Consider the following 20,779-nt stretch of genomic DNA (forward strand, 5'->3'; position numbering starts at 1 on the left):
CTTATTTTTAATAAGCACAAAGAAAGCACAGCGCTATTTCTCCACTATGCTTTACATTAACTTTCTACTCTTATATTCATCCAATTTCCTCTCCGCGAACTTCCTCGCATCTTTTTCAATCCACCGCTCTTCGTACCGTTCACTTCCCACATACAATATATCTCTCTTATGCTGCATCGCATGGCGGAATTCATGCAGTAGCGTTTTGAGAACTTGCTCATACTCTTCCCATATACAAACGAAAATTAATTGCTTTTCTTTATGATAAAAACCACCTACTGGGAATAGGAACTCTTCTTCCTCTTCTCCTAATGATAGAAGCACATCGTTTGCATCACACGTATCACAAAAAATAACGGGCGTTTTACATACTTCAATAAGAGAAAACAAATCCTCTCTCAACTTTTTGATATCCCAAGGAAGCTCCGAATCCAACACATACCAATTCTCTACCTGTTGATATACATTTTGAAACTGGAGTTCCATTTCTCTTTATTCCCCTTTCCAAGCACCCTTTTTCTATATGTATGCCACAATATGGTAAATATTAAACGTATTCTTTCATCCTTGAAAAAATGCCAATAAAAAAGGAATCTACGTCGACATAGATTCCTTTTCTGTAATCACTTTTTTTTCATCATTTTTTTTAATACAAAATAACCAATTGCACAAACAATAGCAGCAAGTGCAAAGTATTTCACATATGGCCCCGCAACTTTATTAATACTTTCCCATTCTGTTCCTAATTTAAAACCTAAATATACAAACACAATTGACCACGGAATAACAGCTAATGTAGTTAGCGTAATAAACTTAGCATGTGACATTTTCGCAATACCCGCTGGTATCGAAATAGCATGACGCACAACCGGAATAAAACGTGCGGTAAAGATAACGCCAGTTCCATAACGATTAAACCAATCTTCAGCATAATCAATATGTTTCTTCTGAATTAAAATATATTTTCCATATCGCTCAAGAACAGGTCTTCCTCCATATCGACCAATCCAATAAATGAATAGTTGTGCAATTACACCACCAATTGTACCGAACGCGACAGCGCCCCAAAATGTAATGCTTCCTGTTGATACTAAATAACCTGCATAAGACAATACGATTTCACTTGGAATAACCTCTAGCATTAATCCAAGCATAATTCCCCAATAACCAAGTCCTTCTAAAAAAACTAAAACCGAATGAATCAACTCTCCTAACATCATTTACCTCTCTTTACTGTTTTCATTACAAAAATAAAAGTACAAGCAGGAAATATCTTGTACTTTTATTTTTTTTAATTTAGTTAGTCTTCGTATCCCACTTAAAGATTTTATTTAAGAATTTATATACATTCTTCGACTCTTTTGTCAAAAGTGGGCCTAAAATGGATAGTATAAGCACGTATAGTGCTGAGAATGGTTTCAGTACTGACATTAAACCACCAGCGATACCGATATTAGCCATAATGATGGAGAACTCTCCTCTTGAAACGATTGTTAATCCGATATTTGTTGATGCTTTATGAGATAATCCAGCTTGTCTTCCTGCGATCATTCCTGCTACAAAGTTACCGATTATCGTAAGAAGGACAGCGCCTAACGTTAACCATATCGCTCCGCCTAATGAGAACGGATCAATACTTAACCCGAAGCTGAAGAAGAAAATAGCTCCGAAAAAGTCTCTAAATGGAACAACAAGATGTTCAATTCGGTCACTATGCTCTGTCTCAGAGAAAACTAATCCTAGAAGAAGTGCTCCAATTGCTTCTGCAACGTGAATTGTTTCTGAAAAACCAGCAATGAAGAATAACGAAGCAAATACTACAATAATAAAGATCTCATCTGAGCTAATGTTGAGCAATTTATTTAATAACGGCGTAGCCTTTCTAGCTACTATAAAGAATAGAAGCATATATCCTAAAGCAATTCCAATTGAAGTAAGGGCACCTAAGAAGGAAGCGTGATCCCCAAGTACTAAACCAGAAACAACTGATAAATATACAGCAAGGAATATATCTTCAAACATAATAATTCCTAAAATTAATTCGGTTTCATTATTACCAGTTCTTCTTAAGTCCACTAACACTTTAGCAACGATAGCGCTAGAAGAAATCGTAATAATACCCGCAATAATTAAGATTTCTAGTAATGGGAATCCCATTATAAATCCGTATAACAAACCAAGTGAAAAGTTAATTAAAATATAAATCGTTCCACCAATCGCAATAGAGCGTCCAGATTTAATTAGTTTTTTCATTGAAAATTCTAATCCTAGATAGAATAGAAGGAATAGAACCCCAATCCGTCCAAGGAAGGAAATTACACTTGCACTTTCAATAAATTTGAGATCGATAACACCTATTGTCGGTGCATGCGGTCCTACTAACATTCCAAGAACGATTAGAAAAGGAATTACTGAGAACTTAAATTTTCCAGCAATTACTGCTGCAATTGCCACTAAAACTAAAGCTGTACCAACTTCAAAAATTAACGTATCCATCTAATCAGTCCCCCCTATTTGAAAGTAATTCATTAATGATTTTTTTAATTTCTTCTCTCTCACCTGAAACTACCAGCATATCTCCTTCTTCAATTACTGTTTCTGGTCCTGGATTAAATAGCTTCTTCATGTTCTTCTTCATAACCGCGATTATCGTTACGCTATATGTTTTTCTTATTTCAAGATCGCCAATTGTTTTTCCGATTGCTGGAGCTGTATTCTCCACTTTGAACCACTCAATCGCTAAACCTTCAAAAACCATCTCAACATTTTCTAACGCCCTAGGCTTATATACCATTCCACCTAATATTGCTGCAATTTGTCTTGCCTCTGAGTCACGTAGTGAAATACTTGAGATGCTTTCTTCATGGTCTGAATCAAAATGATACATTTCTCTACGTCCATCATCATGAATAACAATTACCATCTTTTCGTTACCTTTCGTAACGATTTGAAACTTATAACCAATACCCGGAAGTTCACTTTCTCTAATATTCATTTTTAGCTCCTCCATAACTTATTTATTTTAATTTTCTGTTTTTCTGTCTTTTATTCATCCAATCAGCTTTAGAAATTCTAACCACTCAGGATATTTGTGATTTGGAAATCTTTTATTGTAATAATAAGTGGACCCTAAAAAGATACTTAAAGATGTAATGATAAAAAATATATTACTTCTCATTTTCAAACTCTCAAGGCTTACTTTCAATAAAGAATCTTCTTTCAAATTATCCCCACCTTCTCGCTTTAAATTTAGTTTTTTAAAATGTAAATAATTCTAAAAATATTACGATGTAACATAATCATAACACAAAAATGACTTAAGTAACATAATTTTTTAGAAAAATTGATTCTCGTATATTTTTTGCATATAATTTTCTTATTACGAAAAAAAGGAAGTGTATTATATGGTTGATATCTTTAGCAGATTCCTTGAGGTAACGAATAATATTTTATGGTCATATATTCTTATTGCAATGCTAATCGGCTTCGGTCTTTACTTCTCTTTTAAATTAAAATTTGTCCAAATTACTCATTTCAGTGAGATGGTCAGCTTAATTAGTAAAGGGTTTAATCGAAAAGAAAAAAAGAAAGATAGCATCTCCCCATTCCAAGCATTTTGCTTAAGTGCAGCAGCACGTATCGGTATTGGGAACTTAGCTGGCGTAGCATTAGCAATTTCAATGGGTGGACCTGGCGCAATATTTTGGATGTGGTTTATCGCGATTATCGGAGCAGCTACTAGTTTCGTAGAATGTACACTTGCGCAAATTTATAAAGTAAAAGATGGAAGTAGGTTCCGTGGTGGACCAGCATATTACATGGAAAAAGGGTTAAACAAACGCTGGATGGGCGTCTGGTTTTCACTTCTTATTACAGTTGCGTACGGATTAATTTTCAATTCAGTTCAAGCGAATACAGTAACAATAGCGTTTGAAAATGCTTTTGGACTAGAGCGAACGATCGTAGGAGCTCTATTAGCCTTATTAGTTGCAGTTATTATTTTTGGTGGTATTAAGAGCATTTCACGTATTACAGAAATGATTGTTCCGCCAATGGCAATCGTTTATATCGGCGTGGCTATTTTTGTCGTTATTAACAACTTCAGTATGTTACCAAGCATTTTCATGGAAATCTTTAACGGTGCATTCGGTTTAGACCAAGCCATCGCTGGTGGTATTGGAGCAGCAATCAAGTTCGGTATTCAGCGCGGTTTATTCGCTACAGAAGCAGGAATGGGTAGTTCTCCTAATGCAGCCGCAACATCTGATGTATCTCACCCTGTAAAACAAGGGCTTGTTCAAGCATTAGGCGTTTTCGTAGATACATTCTTAGTATGTACATCAACAGCATTTATCGTATTATGTTCTGGACTTTACAAAGGATCAAATTTAGAAGGCATCGAATTAACACAAAACGCATTAAGTTCACAAATTGGACCGTGGGCAAGCACTTTCTTAGCGATTATTATTTTCCTATTCGCTTTCAGTTCACTTCTAGGAAACTACTATTATGGTGAAACAAATATCGCATTCATTAAAGAAAGCAAAACATGGTTAATGATTTATCGTGTTGCAGTTGTCGGAATGGTATTCTTCGGATCAATCGCTGCTCTTAAAACAGTTTGGAGTTTAGCTGATTTATTCATGGGACTAATGGTATTCACAAACTTAATTGCCATCTCATTCCTTAGCAAATTTGCTTACGCTGCATTAGTAGACTATTTGAAGCAAAAGAAACAAGGCAAAGATCCTGTCTTCGTTGCAAACTCTATCCCTGGCTTAAAGAATACAGAGTGCTGGGATGGACAGGATGTAGAAGAAAAACAAAAGGCTGTTTAACAAATAAAAGCGGAAGCGGCTCGTTTAGAACAAGAGCCATATCTCAAACAAAGGCCCTATTACTTCACCGTAATAGGGCCTTTTATTTACAACAGTTCATAATTTGTTCAAATTAATTCCAGCAAAAGGGTTGATTTATAGAGATTACTAGATTATAATAATTATAAATTAGTAATTGATATCACATAACAACTCAAAAGGAGATTGATCATAATGAACAAACAAGTAATCGAAGTATTAAACAAACAAGTAGCAGACTGGAGCGTTTTATTCACAAAACTTCACAACTTCCATTGGTATGTAAAAGGACCTCAATTCTTCACATTACACGAGAAATTCGAAGAACTTTACACAGAATCAGCTACTCACATCGATGAAATTGCAGAACGTATTTTAGCAATTGGCGGCAAACCAGTAGCAACAATGAAAGAATACTTAGAACTATCTTCTATTCAAGAAGCAGCATACGGAGAAACTGCAGAAGGGATGGTCGAAGCAATCATGAAAGACTACGAAATGATGCTAGTCGAACTGAAAAAAGGCATGGAAATCGCTCAAGACTCTGACGATGAAATGACATCTGACCTACTACTAGGTATCTACACAGAACTAGAAAAACACGCTTGGATGCTACGTGCGTTCTTGAATCAATAATAGACTTTAAAGCGGAAGCGGCTCGTTTAGAGTCGCTTTTTTATGTAATGGTCGCACTTAACGGTACACGAAATTATATCAACGATTTTTCAAATATATCGATCATAACTCGCAATATATCAACGATTTTTTCATTATATCGATCATTACCCGCAATATATCAACGATTTGACAAAGGATATCAATTTGCCGACAAATCACGACAATATCAGCGCCCCTCTCCCCTACTTTTATCAATATATTACAATCTCATCTATGTTAAAATATAAGAAACACCCTTTAGTATCATAGATCCAAAAAGCTTTTCCAAATTCATCATTTACTACTTAAATGACGGGAGTGGTTCAGTTGAAAGACTACTTAATTAGAGCATTTTTTGCGTTGATAACAGTTGGGATTCTCTTACTTATAGCTAATATTTTCAATATACGTGTCGAGGTTAAAGACTATGCTTTCCTCGTTGTCGTAGCAATTGGTGGCGGATGGGGTGGCTGGTACCTGTATAAAAAACAAAATAAAAATAACAATAAAGGCATTCCGAAATAATATGGAATGCCTTTATTCTATATTACATAATTAAACTTAAGCCAATAATAAAAGCAGTCCCCAAAAAATATCATAAAACCCATATTCTATGGTAAATAAAAAGAATTCATTTTGAATATAGAAACAGTCCAAAATCTTGCATAACAGAGGTATAACCCATTTGCCGCAACATTGTGGCTATATTCCCACGGTGATATGCTCCGTGGGTGACGACGTGTAGTATTGTTTCAGAAACCGTCGTATCTAGGTGCCCAGCATATGGATTATCAACCTCAACCACTTTTTCATAATCTTGTTGACTACTTAAAAGTACTTTATATCGTTTAGATAATTCATAAAAACTAGTTTTCATTTCCTCAATATTTTTTGTTTCCAGCTGCTCTCTCAATTGGTCTGTGTGTACCATTGCATCACTCATGCTTTTACCAGAAATAATCTCAAACCAGGCTAAATCTGTGAGGTATATGTGAGACATTACTTTTGCAACCGAAGAAAAACCACTCTTAACTTCCTTATGGAAAATGTCTTGCGGTAGTTCTTTTAAACGATTTAAAATAACTTCATTTGCCCATAAGTGGTAGTTATACATTTTTAATACAGAACGCCCCATGCTCATCTCTCCTCCAATTTTCATTTTAATGATTAGATTATGATACATAGCTGATTAAAAATTTCCAAAGGATTACATCTATAAAATTTATTCTCATTTCGATTAAAAAAACCTCTACTAACTTCATAAAAACATTCGGTATCTTCCACAATCTGACCCTTTAACGGAACAATTATATGTCACTCAATAATTCCTTACTCACCCTTTATTCAGATGTTCTTTTTTAATTCATCAAAACATCCCTCCATCTACTTCCCCTCTTCAAACGCTTCCACATCTCACTATCAATATATTGAACCAAATTAAAAACACATGCTTTTTTAAAATAAACTTTCATGTGTTTCCAAAGACATCTATAAAAAACAAAGCAATCAAAATGATAAAGGCATTCCAAAGTAATATGGAATGCCTCTTTTATTGCCTTCTGTAATAAATAATGAAATTCAGGCCACTAATACAACCAATCGCAATAAACATACAAAACGATTGTGGATCTCCAGCCAAATTATACTCATCAACAATAAAGCCAATCATAAAGAGTGTTATCGCCGAAACACCGATACACAATATCGAAATAAACCAAAGCCAAAATTCATTAATTAGCTCTTTCTTCTGTGTTGAAACGATTAGCATAACAAGAATAGACGCTGCTAAAATACTTTTAAAAACAGGACGTAAATACACAAACTCCTCCATCAATTTCTCCTTTTCCAAAAAACATCATATCTCAACATTAACATATTGAACCAAATTAAAAACACATGCCATCTTAAATTAAAACGACATGTGTTTCCGTATTTGCTATGATAGTTGCTTCCACTTCGTTCCCAAAACAGGACGCTCATAATTTTGGATTGCATGAATTAGTTTATCTGCCGTCTCAGCTGAAACGATCAATTCTTTATTTGATGGATTCATAAATCCTTCTTCTGCTGCACGTTCAACCATTTGCAGAATTGGTCCGTAAAAACCTTTTATGTTTAATAAACCAACCGGCTTATTGTGTATACCAATTTGTGACCAACATACAACTTCAAATAGTTCTTCAAACGTTCCGTATCCGCCTGGAAGCGCAATAAAAGCATCTGCAAGCTCTGCCATTTTCGCTTTACGTTCATGCATCGTCTCTACTTCAATTAATTCTGTTAATCCTGTATGCACAATTTCTCCTCGGAATAGACCGCGTGGCATAACACCTGTTACACGCCCACCTAAACGAAGAACTTCGTTTGCTACTTCTCCCATTAATCCAACGCATGAACCACCGTATACGAGCTCATACTCGTTCTCAACAAACATTTTACCTAACTGAATTGCCTGCTCTTTAAACTCTGGTCTCTCCCCTAAATTAGAACCTGCAAACACACAAATCTTTCTCATCCCTACACCCCGAAACTATATATTGTTATGATACAATGAACATTGTACAACATATTGAGGAGATGAGGAAGAAATGGATATCGTTGCATTTCAAAGATGGGTTGAGGAATTTTACGAAAAACGAAGCTGGTCACAGTATAATGCCTTTATTCGCTTAAATTTCTTAACCGAGGAAGTTGGGGAAGTTTCACGAGTCGTTCGTGCTATTGAAATCGGCCGCGATCGCCCTGATGAAGATGCGAAAACAGAAGAAGAGCTAAAACAAGAACTAAAAGAAGAACTTGGCGATGTACTATCTAACCTTATTATTCTTTCGCAAAAATATGATTTAGACTTACAAGACATTATGGACGCACACGTCACAAAGCTTTCGAAAAGGTTCGAAGTATCTAAATGAGAATATTATCAATTATGGTATAATATTCTTGTCACAATACTAAGGGGGATTTTATGTTATCAAAAAAATTGCACGACGCATTAAATGAACAAATGAACTTTGAATTTTACTCTGCCCATGCTTATATGGCAATGGCTGCTTACTGTACAGCTGAGAGCTATGATGGATTCGCTAACTTTTTCCTTGTACAAGCTGAAGAAGAACGTTTCCACGCAATGAAGCTTTACAACTATATTAATGACCGCGGAGAGCGCGCTATTATTACTGGATTTGATAATCCGAATAACGAATACGAATCTGTATTAAACGCTTTTGAAGTCGCACTTGAGCACGAGCGTGAAGTAACGAAACGTATTTATAACTTATCTGATATCGCTTGGGATGAGCGTGAACATGCAACAATTACATTCTTAAAATGGTTCGTTGACGAACAAGTTGAAGAAGAAGCTTCATTCGATAGCATCATCCAAAAACTAAAACGTATTACAAGCGATTCAAACGCACTGTTTATGCTAGATGCTGAATTAGAGAAACGTACATTTACACCTCCAGCTGAGTAATATTTCAATCACCTTAATACATGTATTAAGGTGATTTTTTTGTTTGCTCTCTATCTTAAAATCACCTTAAATTTCCTCATATTTGACATAGTGCCAGATATAAAATGGTATTATTTTCAATATAAAAACGAATATACGAGGAGAGGAAAAATGAATCAACGTGTAGAAGCTGTTGATGCAATTCGTGGTTTCGCTTTGTTTGGCATTTTACTAGTCAATATGACATTAATTCAATTTGGGTTCTTCACCAGTGAAAAACCAACTTATCTATTTGGCGATCTTGATAAAGGTGCTAATTGGTTTATTCAATTTTTCGGCACACATAACTTTATATCCCTATTTTCTTTTCTATTTGGGCTTAGCATTATTTTGTTACAAAAAAGTATTATCGCAAAAGGAAAAAAATTCTTCCCCACATACATAAGACGTATTATCATTCTTTTACTACTCGGCTACATTCATGGCACTTTTGTTTGGGAGGGAGATATTTTATTTGCATACGGAATAATCGGGATTTTTTTAATGATATTCATCAATCGAAAACCGAAAACTTTGCTTATTTGGGCGATTATTCTACTCGCACTTACTACATTTATGTCTTATCAAACTGATCCATCTACAAATATAAATGATTTCGCACCTTATACTGAAAAAGAACATAAAGTCCATCAAACTGGAAGCTATATGGATCACGTCAACTTTAGATTGACTGAAAATCCTTTTGATTACATGGGAATTGACGGTGCATTCGGATTATTTTTCATATCAGTTTTCGCAATAATTTTTATGTCTCCACTGTTCCTACTCGGAATGTATGTAGGGAAAAAAGGCTGGCTATTTGAGGTCAGTAAACATATACCTGCTGTCAAAAAAATATGGTTTGCCACCGGTCTCTTCTCTTTTACAATTAAAATCTTAGCTATGTTCATAAAACACCCGGTTTTAATTATGTTACAAGATGGCCTTACACCAGTAACTATGACCTTCTTTTACGGAAGCACAATCATTTTATTATTCCATTACAAAAAAGCAACCCGTCTACTAACATACATGGCGAACATGGGGAAAATGTCCGTTAGTAATTACTTAGCGCAATCTATTATCGCAACAACCATTTTTTACGCATATGGATTTGGCTTATACGGGAAAATCGGCTATTTCTTCGGTATTCTTTTAACCATCGGAATTTATACGATTCAATTATTCGTTAGCACCTATTGGCTCCAGAAATACCGAATGGGGCCAGTGGAATATGTCTGGAGACTGGGAACTTATTTAGAGAAACCACGTTTTAAAAGAGACTTGGATAAAGCAAGTTAAACAAAAAAAGCAATGAGCCTACGCTCATTGCTTTTCTTAATTTATTAAAGCATAACCCCAACGATAATCGCTGATAATATACTTACTAACGTTGCACCGTATACAAGTTTTAAACCGAATGATGATACAACGTTTGCTTGTTTGCCATCGATACTCTTCGTTGCACCTGCGATAATTCCGATAGATGAGAAGTTCGCAAATGATACAAGGAAGATAGATAAAATACCTACTGTACGAGCTGATAAATCGCCAGCTACTTTTCCAAGGTCAAGCATTGCAACGAATTCGTTCGTTACTAATTTTGTTGCCATAATTTGTCCTGCTTGTAGCATCTCTGATGTTGGAATACCCATTACGAATGCTAATGGTGAGAAGATGTATCCTAAAATGCTTTGGAATGTGATTCCGAAAATTGAATCGAATACACCGTTAATTGCTGTAATTAATGCTACGAAACCGATTAACATCGCCGCTACTGTTACAGCGATTGAGAAACCAAGCATAATATATTCGCCTAACATTTCAAAGAATGTTTGTTTCTTGTCTTCTTGTAATTCTAAAATATCGTCTTCTTCTTTTACTTCATATGGATTAATGATATGAACGATAATGAATCCACTGAATAAGTTTAATACAAGTGCTGTTACTACATATTTTGGATCAATCATTTTCATATAAGAACCGACAATTGACATCGATACTGTAGACATTGAAGATGCACAAAGTGTGTATAAACGATTTTTCGGTAATTTGCTTAGTTGATCTTTTACTGTAATGAATACTTCCCCTTGACCAACGATTGCAGCTGCTACCGCATTATATGATTCTAGTTTTCCTAAACCGTTAACTTTACTTAATAGGAAACCGACTGCACGAATGATAATCGGTAAAACTTTAATATGTTGCAGAATCCCGATTAATACTGCTAAGAAAATAATCGGTAATAATACTGTTAAGAAGAATGGTGCTTGTCCATCGTTTGCTAGACCACCAAATACGAAATTAACCCCAGCTTCCGCAAATTTTAAAATAGAACCAAATCCATCTGCGATCCCTTTTACTAATACAAATCCGACCTTTGTATTTAGTAAGAAATACGCAAGTACCAATTGAATGACGAGCATAAGTGCAATTGGTTTATATTTAATCTTCTTACGATCTGAACTGATAAGGAAACCTAGTACAAACACTACAAGTAAACCGACTAGAAACATTACGAACTTCATATGTGAATCCTCCACTTCTCCCACGAGTTATTGGTCGTATAACGTATAACGAATGACGTCTGACCATTGTTGTTAAAAAAATTTAAAACCCCTAAAACTATTCAACTGTCATCTAAAATCAGTAAGCGTTTACATAAATTGCAATTTATAAAAGGTAGCTTCTTCTCTCCTACCATACTTGAAAGTCTGAAATTGATACCACCTACAAATCAAATTGTAAGCGTTATCTAGGTGAAATGCAATATAAATTTTAAAAGATTTTTATATGTTAATATATTCCTAATTAATTGGTTTTTTCATGCAAATTTACCATAAAAAAAATAGCCCTAGCTATGAGCTAGAGCCATCCTTTTTTTATAACATAACACCAACGATAATCGCTGATAGAATACTTACTAACGTCGCACCGTACACAAGGCGTAGACCGAATGATGATACAACATTTGATTGATTTTCATCGATACCTTTCGTTGCACCTGCAATAATTCCGATAGATGAGAAGTTCGCAAATGATACAAGGAATACAGAAAGAATACCAACCGTACGAGCCGATAAATCACCAGCTACTTTACCAAGATCAAGCATCGCAACAAACTCGTTTGATACTAATTTTGTTGCCATAATTTGTCCCGCTGTTACCATTTCTGCTTGCGGGATGCCCATTACGAATGCTAATGGTGAGAAAATATATCCTAAAATAGCTTGGAATGTAATACCGAACATTGTATCAAACAAGCTATTGATTGCTGTAATTAATGCTACGAAACCGAGTAACATAGCTGCTACTGTAATCGCAATCGTGAAACCAAGCATAATGTACTCGCTCAGCATTTCAAAGAATGATTGTTTTTTCTTATTTTCTAATTTCAGTGTATCTTCTTCTTCTGTAATATCGTACGGGTTAATAATATGAATGATAATGAAACCACTAAATAAATTTAATACAAGTGCTGTTACTACATATTTCGGTTCGATCATTTTCATATAAGAACCAACGATTGACATCGACACTGTCGACATAGAAGATGCACATAATGTATATAAACGATGTTTTGGGATTTTACTTAATTGATCTTTTACTGTAATAAATACTTCTGCTTGTCCAACAATGGCAGCTGCTACTGCGTTATATGATTCTAGTTTTCCTAGACCATTTACTTTACTTAACAACGTACCAATAGCACGAATAAATATCGGTAAAATTTTAAAGTGTTGCAGAATTCCGATTAAAACCGCAAAGAATACGATTGGTAATAACGCTGTTAAGAAGAATGAAACCTCTCCTTTATTAACAAGACCACCAAATACGAAAACGATTCCAGCTTCCGCATATCCAAGAAGTGCGCCAAATCCATCTGAAATTCCTTTTACTAAAATATAACCAACTTGCGTATTTAATAAGAAATAAGATAATGCTAGCTGAATAATAAGCATAATTGCGATTGGTTTATACTTAATCTTCTTTCGATCGGCACTTATAAGAAAACCGAGTACAAATACAACGAGTAATCCTACAAGGAACATAACAAACTTCATTAATAAAATCCTCCATTTAACTCTTCATTAACGTTGAACGTCTGACCATTCAAAACAAGAAATAATCCGAACTTTCCATTTCTCCTCCAAAATCTTCAATCGGATAGGAAAGATCATAAAACCTCTTATTTCAAAGGCATTTTCCATTCTAACATAAATCACAACTCATATCCGCACTTTTCTTAAAAAAATACATTTTATTACGAAACATCCATTAATGTTCGTCTTTTTCATTATAAAGCGAAACTTTAATGAGCAGGAGTTTCACTTCACACAAATAGCTGAACCAACAAAAAATGAGCATCAAGTTTCACTTGATGCTCACCTCATTATACTGCTTTTTCTTTATCAGCTACCGCTGGCTTATCCCAACACTCTGTATTGTTCAAACCTGGAATAGACTCCGCATAAAAGACTGGATCTTTCCCTTGTTTCTTTTGCTTAATATAATCTGATAAAGCTGCGAAAGCATACTTAGAAAGGAATACAATTGCTACTAAGTTAATAACAGCCATAATTCCCATAAATAAATCTGCTAAATCCCAAACGATTTGAATTGTCGCTACAGATCCTAGCATAACCATACCAAGTACAGCAATGCGGTATGCATTTAATAGCACTTTACTTCCATTTAAGAACTCAATATTTGTTTCACCATAGTAGTAGTTACCTACTAATGAACTAAATGCAAACAAGAAGATCGCAACTGCTACAAATATAGAAGCCCATGGACCGATATGTTGACTTAACGCCTGCTGCGTTAATTGAATTCCATTTAAATCAGCTGCATTATGCACGTCTGATAAAAGAATGATAAATGCTGTACAACTACAAATTAATAATGTATCTGTAAATACCCCTAAAGTTTGAATGAAACCTTGTTTAACTGGGTGCGTTACGTTTGCAGTCGCTGCTGCGTTCGGCGCACTACCCATACCTGCTTCATTTGAGAATAACCCACGTTTTACCCCTAATAAAATCGCAGCTCCTAATCCTCCGCCTACTACTTCTTTAATTCCGAAAGCATGTAAGAAAATTTCTTTAAATACATATGGAATTGCCGTAATGTTTGTTACAACAACAAATAATGCCACTGCTACATAAATAATTGCCATTACTGGAACAATCATTTCAACCGCGCGAGCAATTCGTTTTACTCCGCCGAAAATAATAACTGCAAGTAAACCAGCCATAACAAGACCTACTAATCTGCTATCTGTTTTAAATGCACCATCAAAGGCAGCTGCTACAGTATTAGACTGTACAGCGTTAAAAATCAATCCGAAACTTACTGTTATTAGAACAGAGAACACAACACCTAACCAGCGTTTATTTAAACCCTTTTCCATATAATACGCTGGGCCCCCACGGAATGCATTCCCATCTTTTACTTTATAAATTTGCGCTAATGTGCTCTCTACAAATGCAGAAGCACCCCCAATTACCGCGATTAACCACATCCAAAATACTGCTCCTGGTCCACCTGCTGAGATTGCAATAGCTACACCAGCTAAGTTACCAGTACCTACACGAGAAGCTGTACTCATACAAAATGCTTGGAATGACGATACACCGCTCTTCTCTTTTTGCGCTTTCCTCGTTTTCGAGCTTGCTCCATCCCCAAGCAAACGAATCATTTCACCGAAGTAACGAACTTGGACAAATTTCACACGAAATGAAAAATAGAGCCCTAACCCAATTAACATCGCAATAATGACATATGACCAAAGGATATTATTTACATCCCCAATTACCCTAGCTAAAAAATCCATATTTGTATTGCCCCCTCTTCCTAACAATAAGAAAATTATATTCTAAAAACTTTAAGTAATCAAGAACTTTATGTAAGGTTTTATGACATGAGTATGTTAATTCTCTTAACATACGTGTTTTTTTCATAAAATATAGCTATTACATGCATTTATCCAATACTCAATCACTTATCCTCTTCGACCAGTCATACTTTTAAAATAGTACGTTCCCCATAAATAACGAGAGAAACAAACAAAAAAAGTTATATTGATAATTACCTCTCACCCTTTTCATCATTTACTACAACAAAAAAGGCGAGCATCGAATTTGCCTCGATGCTCGCCTTTTCATTTACACTGCTTTTTCTTTATCTGTTACCGCTGACTTATCCCAGCACTCTGTATTCGTTAAACCAGGAATAGAATCTGCACTGAAGACTGGATCTTTTCCTTGTTTCTTTTGCCTTACATAGTCTGCTAATGCTGCATACGCAAATCGGCCAAGAAGTGTAATCGCAATTAAGTTCGTGATTACCATTAGACCCATAAATAAGTCTGCCATATTCCATACAACTTGAAGCGTCGCAACAGAACCGAATAATACCATTCCAACTACCGCAATACGGTAAATTGTTAACCACGTTTTGCTTTGCTTAATGAATTCAATATTTGTTTCACCATAATAGTAGTTTCCTAGAAGTGAACTAAATGCAAATAAGAAAATAATAATCGCTAAGAAACTGCTCGCCCATGGGCCAATTTGTGAACTTAATGCATTTTGTGTTAATTCAATACCTTCTAAATTCGTTGCTTTATATGCACCAGAACATAGTACGATAAACGCTGTTGATGTACATACTAAGAATGTATCTACTAATACTCCAATTGTTTGAATAAAACCTTGTTTCGCTGGATGCGTTACATCAGCTGTTGCTGCCGCGTTCGGCGCACTACCCATACCTGCTTCGTTCGCAAATAATCCGCGCTGAATACCATATTTCATCGCAGCACCGATACCGCCACCTACAGCTGAATCTAAACCGAATGCACCTTTAAAGATTTCCGTAAACACATCTGGTATTAAATAGAAGTTTTTAATGACAACAAAAATAGCTACTGCAATATAAATAAGCGCCATTGGCGGAACAATCATTTCCGACATACGTGCAATACTTTTTACACCACCAAAAATAATAACCCCAACTAATGCAGCTAATACAATACCAACAATATAACGCTCTAAGCCAAATGCATTTTCAAACGCTAATGTTACTGTATTTGCTTGTACTGAGTTGAAAATTAAACCGTAACTAATTGTAATCAGAATAGAGAACCAAATCCCCATCCAACGTTTATTTAAACCTTTTTCCATATAATAAGCAGGACCACCGCGGAAGCCACTGCCATCTTTTATTTTATAAATTTGCGCAAGCGTACTTTCTACGAAACTTGAAGACGCACCGATAATCGCAATAACCCACATCCAAAATACAGCTCCAGGTCCTCCCATAGAAATAGCTAACGCTACACCAGCTAAGTTCCCGATACCAATACGAGCTGCAGAACTCATACAAAATGCTTGGAACGATGATACGCTGCCCTTTTTACGTGTCTTGCCAGTTAGTCCATCACTCATTAAACGAATCATTTCCCCTAAATGAGTAAGTTGTACGAATTTTAATTTAATAGAAAAATAAAGCCCTAAACCAATTAACATTGCAATAAGAATATATGACCAAAGAATTGTATTCGTTGATGAAATAAATTGCTCTAAAATATTCATACAATTAACCCCCTCCTTTTCTCCATAAAACGAATTATATTTAAAAAACATTCAAAAATCAACATTTTTCGACAATTTGCAATTTCCAAATATTAGCCAGGTTCACAGTAACAATATCTTTATGACTGACTACCCTCCCTCTAACTGTGCATACTAAAACAAAAAATAAATTCACAAACAACCCTATTGACAAAAATACCAACCTGTAACTATAATGATTACAACAGGTTGTAACAAACCTAATTACAACAAATTCATTTACTTTCAGATATACACTTTAACAAAACACTTTGGAGGGATTTATTATGAAAATCGGAATTATCGGAGCAACTGGTAAAGCAGGAAGTCGTATTTTAAAAGAAGCATTGGATCGCGGACATGAAGTAACTGCAATCGTAAGAAACGCTGCAAAAATTACAGAAGACAATGTAAAAGTTTTAGAGAAAGATGTATTCTCTCTTACATCTAACGACCTGCAGGCATTTGACGTAGTTGTAAATGCATTCGGTGCTCCAGCAGGCGAAGAACACCTTCACGTAGATGCAGGAAACGTACTTATTGAAGCTGTGAAAGGTGCACCAAATACAAAATTACTTGTAGTTGGCGGAGCAGGAAGCTTATTTGTAGACGAAGAAAAAACAACACGTGTATTTGATACACCAGGTTTCCCGGGCGAATACCTTGCAACAGCTCAAAACCAAGGTAAAAACTTAGAAATCTTGCAACAAACAAATGATATCACTTGGACATTCATCAGCCCTTCTGCACTATTCGCATTAGGAAAACGCACTGGTTCTTACAAATCTGGCAAAGACAATCTTCTTGTTAACTCAAAAGGTGATAGCTACGTAAGTTACGAAGACTTCGCAGTTGCAGCACTTGATGAAATCGAAAACCCAAAACACGTAAACGAACGCTTCACAGTAGTTTCTGAAGCTGAATAATAAAAAAAGCTCGTAAAACATTATGTTTTACGAGCTTTTTCTTATTATTGCACTTGCTCTAATCCATTTTGAGTAATCTTAAAGGATATTTCTTGCCCCTTCATCGCATCCTCTTTTTTAACGAACTCATTCTTTTTGTACCAATTCAAACGACTCGGTTCCGCATGATATACTTTCAACACGTCTCCATACTCAAATGCCGTTCCATTTACTTGCCCAGCAAAATTCTTTGAAGTCTCTTGTCCTTCTGCCGTTACATGCTTTTTCTCATTTCCATTTTGATCATAAATCGTAAGGCCTATATACTGCTCATTTACAAAGCGATAATGAATCTCCTCATTTGTAAATGTTGCATGTAATTTCTTTTCAGCGTGGTTTAACGTAACAATTGAACGTGTTACATTCGACACACCTTGATATACTATGCTATCTCCATATGTAACTTCCACAAATACTTCTGTCACTTTCTTATTCCCAAAGCGATCTTTCGTTTCTACTTTTGCTTTTTGTTCACCAATTTTTGTTGTATCCGGTTTCTCTACAAATCCGAGTACTTCTCCATCTTTCACTTGAACAAAGTCTTTCGCATCTAATTTTTCAGCGTCCGTTCCGATTACTACTTTTTGTGGGACTGCTGTTACTTCTTGTTGCGCTTCCATTCTCTCGAAACCTTTTTCCGTTAATTTAAAGTACAACTCTTGTTTTCCTTTACCGTTACTTACAAACTCATTTTTTTGATACCACTTCAATCGATCTGATTCTGCATGATATACCTTAATAACATCACCATATGCGAAGTCTACACCATTTAACTGTTCTGCAAAGTTTTTCGAACTCTCTTGCCCTTCTGCCGAAATAACTTTCTTTTCATTTCCATTTTGATCGTATAGCGTGATTCCCATATATTTTTCATTCGCAAAACGATAATGAACTTTAGCATCCGTAAATGTTGCCTGTAGCTTTTTCGTATTATGATCCGCAGTTACGATAGAACGCGTATTATTACCATCACCTTGGAAGACTAAGCTATCGCCATAAATTACTTCCAATGGTACTTCCGTCACTTTCTTATTTCCAAAACGATCTTTCGTTTCTACTTTCACTTTTTGTTCACCGATTTTTGTTGTATCCGGTTTTTCTACAAATCCAACTACTTCTCCATCCTTCACTTGAACAAAGTTTTTTACATCTAATTTTTCAACGTCTGTTCCGATTACTACTTTTTGTGGGACTGCTGTTACTTCTTGTTGCGCTTCCATTCTTTCGAAACCATGCTCTGTTATTTTGAAATATAACTTTTGTTCTGCTTCCCCTTTTCCCTTACCTACAAACTCGTTATTTTGATACCAGTTTAATCGTTCTGATTCTGCATGATACACTTCCACAACATCACCATATGCAAAGTCTATACCATTTAACTGTTCTGCAAAGTTTTTCGAACTCTCTTGCCCTTCTAGCGAAATAACTTTCTTTTCGTTTCCATTTTGATCATATAGCGTGATTCCCATATACTTTTCATTCTCAAAACGATAATGAACTTTAGCATCCGTAAATGTTGTCTGTAGCTTTTTCGTATTATGATTCACAGTTACGATAGAACGTATCGCATCACCATTGCCCTGGAAGACTATACTATTTTCGTAGCCAACATTCACTAAAACTGGAATTAAATTTTTATTCCCTTTTTCATCTATAATTTCTACTTTTACAGTTTTTTCTCCAATTCCAGGTTTATCTTGTATAATTACACCTGTTACTTTTACACTTTCTCCTAAATTTTGTACAAGTTCGTTTGCTTTTTTCTCATCATATGTAGTACCAACTGCTATATTTTGTATTTTTGTATCATTTGGCTCACCATATGGAACTTCATATAGCTCAGTTTGTTTTTCTCGAATTGGATTACTATCTGTCGATAACCATATTTCTTTTTCTAATTTAGGTAAATTTAATCCCTCTATTTTCTCTCTTGTATCATCATTTGGAGTTAATCCCCATTTTTCAAAGAAAGAAATTAAATTTTGTCCAGCTGCTTTGGACGTCATATAAATAAACATCTGCTTTTTCTCTTCATCAGATTGAGGCATTTCTACATCATGTAACATACGGTACATTTGGTGCAGTTTCGGATAGAATTGATCTCCATAAGCTAAATGCAGCTGCCAAAACATAACTAATTTCTCGAATACCCCCATTTTCTCTTGCGCATCCGGTTTACCTAAATATGCAAATGCAGCTTCATAACGCCCTTCTTTTTCTAATCTCGTTTTATGCCCAAATGTAGTTTGAACCGCTAAAGAATAAATATTAACAGTTACCTCTCCAAGCCCATTCCATAACCAAGGATCCTGCTGATGTTGATGACCTAATTCATGCCAAGGGCCCCATCCATTAGCATTTAATTCTTCTACATCTAATACTGGTTTTAAACTTCCTTTTGAATAGGCTGTTCTATACTCCATAGCGTACATATGAGTTTTTGTATACCAATCTTCCACGAAATGAATATAATGTTTGCCCCTATTCGTAGCACCTACACCATCTTTTGATAAACCTGATATTCTACTTTCTATATTAATGATTTCATCATGTTTCTTTAGTAACTCAGTTGGATCTGCTTGCTTCAAATGTTCCTTCACAGTTTCAGGGTGCATAGTCAATAAACTATTTTCCCCCTTCATCTCTATTGCATAAGGGTTAGGATTCTCTGCCAACATACGCTTCCAATCTTCTGTCGTATGTTTCCCTAAAATAAATAAAGGATTTGTACTTCCACCTTTCTCCACTTTAGCAGTTATTTCACCTGAATCATTGTAATTATAAAAGTACAATAACCCACCCTTTGGAGAAGAAATTTTGTTCTCACCAGGATTTAAATTAAATTCGATAGGTCCTCCTAATACATTTTCATTTTCATAAGAATATGTACCAATATAAGCTTTAATTTGCTGATTGCCACCTACTTGAATAACTATTTCTTCACCTGGTTTTGCATAAATACCTGTTGGTTCATATGGAGAAAAACTAAATTGACGTTTATGCAAGTCACGTATCTCTTTCACGTCACCTTTTGGCAACAATTGATACACTCGCTCTTCTTGCTGTTTCTCCATATTTGCAAGTGACATCTGTGCATACACCCTAGGCACTTCAAGACCATATGGTGTTAATAACGTAGCTAAACAAACACCAGCTACTAATACCCTACTCTTTTTCTTCTTTGACATAATCTGT

19 protein-coding genes are annotated in these 20,779 nt (G+C 35.3%); 7 read left to right on the forward strand and 12 right to left on the reverse strand.

Annotated features, from left to right (window positions below; translation table 11 throughout):
- Positions 1 to 51 precede the first annotated feature (51 nt).
- From N2V79_RS24815 to N2V79_RS24830, 4 genes are all read right to left on the reverse strand, one after another.
- Positions 52 to 486 carry a DUF3920 family protein gene (locus N2V79_RS24815; RefSeq protein ID WP_053563403.1) on the reverse strand — a complete coding sequence of 145 codons (435 nt, stop codon included), beginning with the start codon at positions 484 to 486 and terminating at the stop codon, positions 52 to 54.
- A 137-nt stretch (positions 487 to 623) separates the two neighbouring features.
- A complete protein-coding gene (locus N2V79_RS24820; protein WP_000900214.1) occupies positions 624 to 1,217 on the reverse strand; it encodes a DedA family protein in 594 nt (197 codons plus the stop codon).
- 79 nt (positions 1,218 to 1,296) lie between these two features.
- Positions 1,297 to 2,496: a cation:proton antiporter gene (locus N2V79_RS24825; protein ID WP_000380223.1), complete on the reverse strand. Its 1,200-nt coding sequence runs from the start codon at positions 2,494 to 2,496 to the stop codon at positions 1,297 to 1,299.
- Between the two features lie 4 nt (positions 2,497 to 2,500).
- Positions 2,501 to 2,995, reverse strand: coding sequence for a cation:proton antiporter regulatory subunit (locus tag N2V79_RS24830; RefSeq protein ID WP_001026075.1), 495 nt, complete (start codon positions 2,993 to 2,995; stop codon positions 2,501 to 2,503).
- A gap of 409 nt (positions 2,996 to 3,404) precedes the next feature.
- On the opposite strand from N2V79_RS24830, the gene N2V79_RS24835 reads away from it, so the two are divergent.
- The 3 genes from N2V79_RS24835 to N2V79_RS24845 all read left to right on the forward strand — a co-directional run bounded on the left by N2V79_RS24835 (position 3,405) and on the right by N2V79_RS24845 (position 6,038).
- Positions 3,405 to 4,838: an alanine/glycine:cation symporter family protein gene (locus N2V79_RS24835; protein WP_000227591.1), complete on the forward strand. Its 1,434-nt coding sequence runs from the start codon at positions 3,405 to 3,407 to the stop codon at positions 4,836 to 4,838.
- A gap of 213 nt (positions 4,839 to 5,051) precedes the next feature.
- Complete coding sequence (locus tag N2V79_RS24840; RefSeq protein WP_001041895.1) at positions 5,052 to 5,492, forward strand: Dps family protein; 441 nt, start codon at positions 5,052 to 5,054, stop codon at positions 5,490 to 5,492.
- A 348-nt stretch (positions 5,493 to 5,840) separates the two neighbouring features.
- Positions 5,841 to 6,038 carry a hypothetical protein gene (locus tag N2V79_RS24845; protein WP_000656311.1) on the forward strand — a complete coding sequence of 66 codons (198 nt, stop codon included), beginning with the start codon at positions 5,841 to 5,843 and terminating at the stop codon, positions 6,036 to 6,038.
- Between the two features lie 106 nt (positions 6,039 to 6,144).
- Here the strand turns inward: N2V79_RS24845 and N2V79_RS24850 are convergent, their stop codons facing one another.
- From N2V79_RS24850 to N2V79_RS24860, 3 genes are all read right to left on the reverse strand, one after another.
- Positions 6,145 to 6,648 carry a DinB family protein gene (locus N2V79_RS24850; protein WP_016079796.1) on the reverse strand — a complete coding sequence of 168 codons (504 nt, stop codon included), beginning with the start codon at positions 6,646 to 6,648 and terminating at the stop codon, positions 6,145 to 6,147.
- 414 nt (positions 6,649 to 7,062) lie between these two features.
- Positions 7,063 to 7,344 carry a hypothetical protein gene (locus tag N2V79_RS24855; RefSeq protein WP_242806212.1) on the reverse strand — a complete coding sequence of 94 codons (282 nt, stop codon included), beginning with the start codon at positions 7,342 to 7,344 and terminating at the stop codon, positions 7,063 to 7,065.
- 105 nt (positions 7,345 to 7,449) lie between these two features.
- Complete coding sequence (locus N2V79_RS24860; protein WP_001225756.1) at positions 7,450 to 8,028, reverse strand: LOG family protein; 579 nt, start codon at positions 8,026 to 8,028, stop codon at positions 7,450 to 7,452.
- 73 nt (positions 8,029 to 8,101) lie between these two features.
- On the opposite strand from N2V79_RS24860, the gene N2V79_RS24865 reads away from it, so the two are divergent.
- From N2V79_RS24865 to N2V79_RS24875, 3 genes are all read left to right on the forward strand, one after another.
- The gene (locus N2V79_RS24865; protein WP_000355749.1) at positions 8,102 to 8,425 is read left to right on the forward strand and encodes a MazG nucleotide pyrophosphohydrolase domain-containing protein; all 324 of its coding nucleotides are present in this window, start codon (positions 8,102 to 8,104) and stop codon (positions 8,423 to 8,425) included.
- A gap of 53 nt (positions 8,426 to 8,478) precedes the next feature.
- Positions 8,479 to 8,985, forward strand: coding sequence for a ferritin (locus N2V79_RS24870; protein WP_000949403.1), 507 nt, complete (start codon positions 8,479 to 8,481; stop codon positions 8,983 to 8,985).
- A gap of 150 nt (positions 8,986 to 9,135) precedes the next feature.
- Positions 9,136 to 10,305 (forward strand): DUF418 domain-containing protein, encoded by a 1,170-nt coding sequence (locus N2V79_RS24875; RefSeq protein WP_088025115.1) that lies wholly within the window; start codon positions 9,136 to 9,138, stop codon positions 10,303 to 10,305.
- A gap of 44 nt (positions 10,306 to 10,349) precedes the next feature.
- Here the strand turns inward: N2V79_RS24875 and N2V79_RS24880 are convergent, their stop codons facing one another.
- The 4 genes from N2V79_RS24880 to N2V79_RS24895 all read right to left on the reverse strand — a co-directional run bounded on the left by N2V79_RS24880 (position 10,350) and on the right by N2V79_RS24895 (position 16,601).
- A complete protein-coding gene (locus tag N2V79_RS24880; RefSeq protein WP_053563400.1) occupies positions 10,350 to 11,531 on the reverse strand; it encodes a NupC/NupG family nucleoside CNT transporter in 1,182 nt (393 codons plus the stop codon).
- A gap of 354 nt (positions 11,532 to 11,885) precedes the next feature.
- Positions 11,886 to 13,067: a NupC/NupG family nucleoside CNT transporter gene (locus N2V79_RS24885; protein ID WP_000673841.1), complete on the reverse strand. Its 1,182-nt coding sequence runs from the start codon at positions 13,065 to 13,067 to the stop codon at positions 11,886 to 11,888.
- Positions 13,068 to 13,396: 329 nt separating this feature from the next.
- Positions 13,397 to 14,839: an alanine/glycine:cation symporter family protein gene (locus N2V79_RS24890; RefSeq protein WP_000346413.1), complete on the reverse strand. Its 1,443-nt coding sequence runs from the start codon at positions 14,837 to 14,839 to the stop codon at positions 13,397 to 13,399.
- Positions 14,840 to 15,170: 331 nt separating this feature from the next.
- Positions 15,171 to 16,601 carry an alanine/glycine:cation symporter family protein gene (locus tag N2V79_RS24895; protein WP_016123726.1) on the reverse strand — a complete coding sequence of 477 codons (1,431 nt, stop codon included), beginning with the start codon at positions 16,599 to 16,601 and terminating at the stop codon, positions 15,171 to 15,173.
- Between the two features lie 305 nt (positions 16,602 to 16,906).
- Here N2V79_RS24895 and N2V79_RS24900 point away from each other — a divergent pair, with 305 nt between their 5' ends.
- Entirely contained in the window at positions 16,907 to 17,545 is a 639-nt protein-coding gene (locus N2V79_RS24900) for an NAD(P)-dependent oxidoreductase (RefSeq protein ID WP_075717273.1), read from the forward strand.
- Between the two features lie 44 nt (positions 17,546 to 17,589).
- Here the strand turns inward: N2V79_RS24900 and N2V79_RS24905 are convergent, their stop codons facing one another.
- A complete protein-coding gene (locus N2V79_RS24905; RefSeq protein ID WP_340720283.1) occupies positions 17,590 to 20,772 on the reverse strand; it encodes a putative mucin/carbohydrate-binding domain-containing protein in 3,183 nt (1,060 codons plus the stop codon).
- Positions 20,773 to 20,779 lie beyond the last annotated feature (7 nt).

The sequence above is a fragment of the Bacillus sp. CH_70 genome (assembly GCF_038007045.1).
Classification (GTDB): Bacteria; Bacillota; Bacilli; order Bacillales; family Bacillaceae_G; genus Bacillus_A; species Bacillus_A cereus.

Coding starts and splice junctions, on each gene's coding strand:
- N2V79_RS24890 (WP_000346413.1), bottom strand. CDS start 14,839: ATGGATTTTTTAGCTAGGGTAATTGGGGATGTAAATAATATCCTTTGG.
- N2V79_RS24905 (WP_340720283.1), bottom strand. CDS start 20,772: ATGTCAAAGAAGAAAAAGAGTAGGGTATTAGTAGCTGGTGTTTGTTTA.
- N2V79_RS24870 (WP_000949403.1), top strand. CDS start 8,479: ATGTTATCAAAAAAATTGCACGACGCATTAAATGAACAAATGAACTTT.
- N2V79_RS24835 (WP_000227591.1), top strand. CDS start 3,405: ATGGTTGATATCTTTAGCAGATTCCTTGAGGTAACGAATAATATTTTA.
- N2V79_RS24885 (WP_000673841.1), bottom strand. CDS start 13,067: ATGAAGTTTGTTATGTTCCTTGTAGGATTACTCGTTGTATTTGTACTC.
- N2V79_RS24820 (WP_000900214.1), bottom strand. CDS start 1,217: ATGTTAGGAGAGTTGATTCATTCGGTTTTAGTTTTTTTAGAAGGACTT.
- N2V79_RS24875 (WP_088025115.1), top strand. CDS start 9,136: ATGAATCAACGTGTAGAAGCTGTTGATGCAATTCGTGGTTTCGCTTTG.
- N2V79_RS24860 (WP_001225756.1), bottom strand. CDS start 8,028: ATGAGAAAGATTTGTGTGTTTGCAGGTTCTAATTTAGGGGAGAGACCA.
- N2V79_RS24815 (WP_053563403.1), bottom strand. CDS start 486: ATGGAACTCCAGTTTCAAAATGTATATCAACAGGTAGAGAATTGGTAT.
- N2V79_RS24865 (WP_000355749.1), top strand. CDS start 8,102: ATGGATATCGTTGCATTTCAAAGATGGGTTGAGGAATTTTACGAAAAA.
- N2V79_RS24830 (WP_001026075.1), bottom strand. CDS start 2,995: ATGAATATTAGAGAAAGTGAACTTCCGGGTATTGGTTATAAGTTTCAA.
- N2V79_RS24880 (WP_053563400.1), bottom strand. CDS start 11,531: ATGAAGTTCGTAATGTTTCTAGTCGGTTTACTTGTAGTGTTTGTACTA.
- N2V79_RS24825 (WP_000380223.1), bottom strand. CDS start 2,496: ATGGATACGTTAATTTTTGAAGTTGGTACAGCTTTAGTTTTAGTGGCA.
- N2V79_RS24895 (WP_016123726.1), bottom strand. CDS start 16,601: ATGAATATTTTAGAGCAATTTATTTCATCAACGAATACAATTCTTTGG.
- N2V79_RS24840 (WP_001041895.1), top strand. CDS start 5,052: ATGAACAAACAAGTAATCGAAGTATTAAACAAACAAGTAGCAGACTGG.
- N2V79_RS24900 (WP_075717273.1), top strand. CDS start 16,907: ATGAAAATCGGAATTATCGGAGCAACTGGTAAAGCAGGAAGTCGTATT.
- N2V79_RS24855 (WP_242806212.1), bottom strand. CDS start 7,344: ATGGAGGAGTTTGTGTATTTACGTCCTGTTTTTAAAAGTATTTTAGCA.
- N2V79_RS24850 (WP_016079796.1), bottom strand. CDS start 6,648: ATGGGGCGTTCTGTATTAAAAATGTATAACTACCACTTATGGGCAAAT.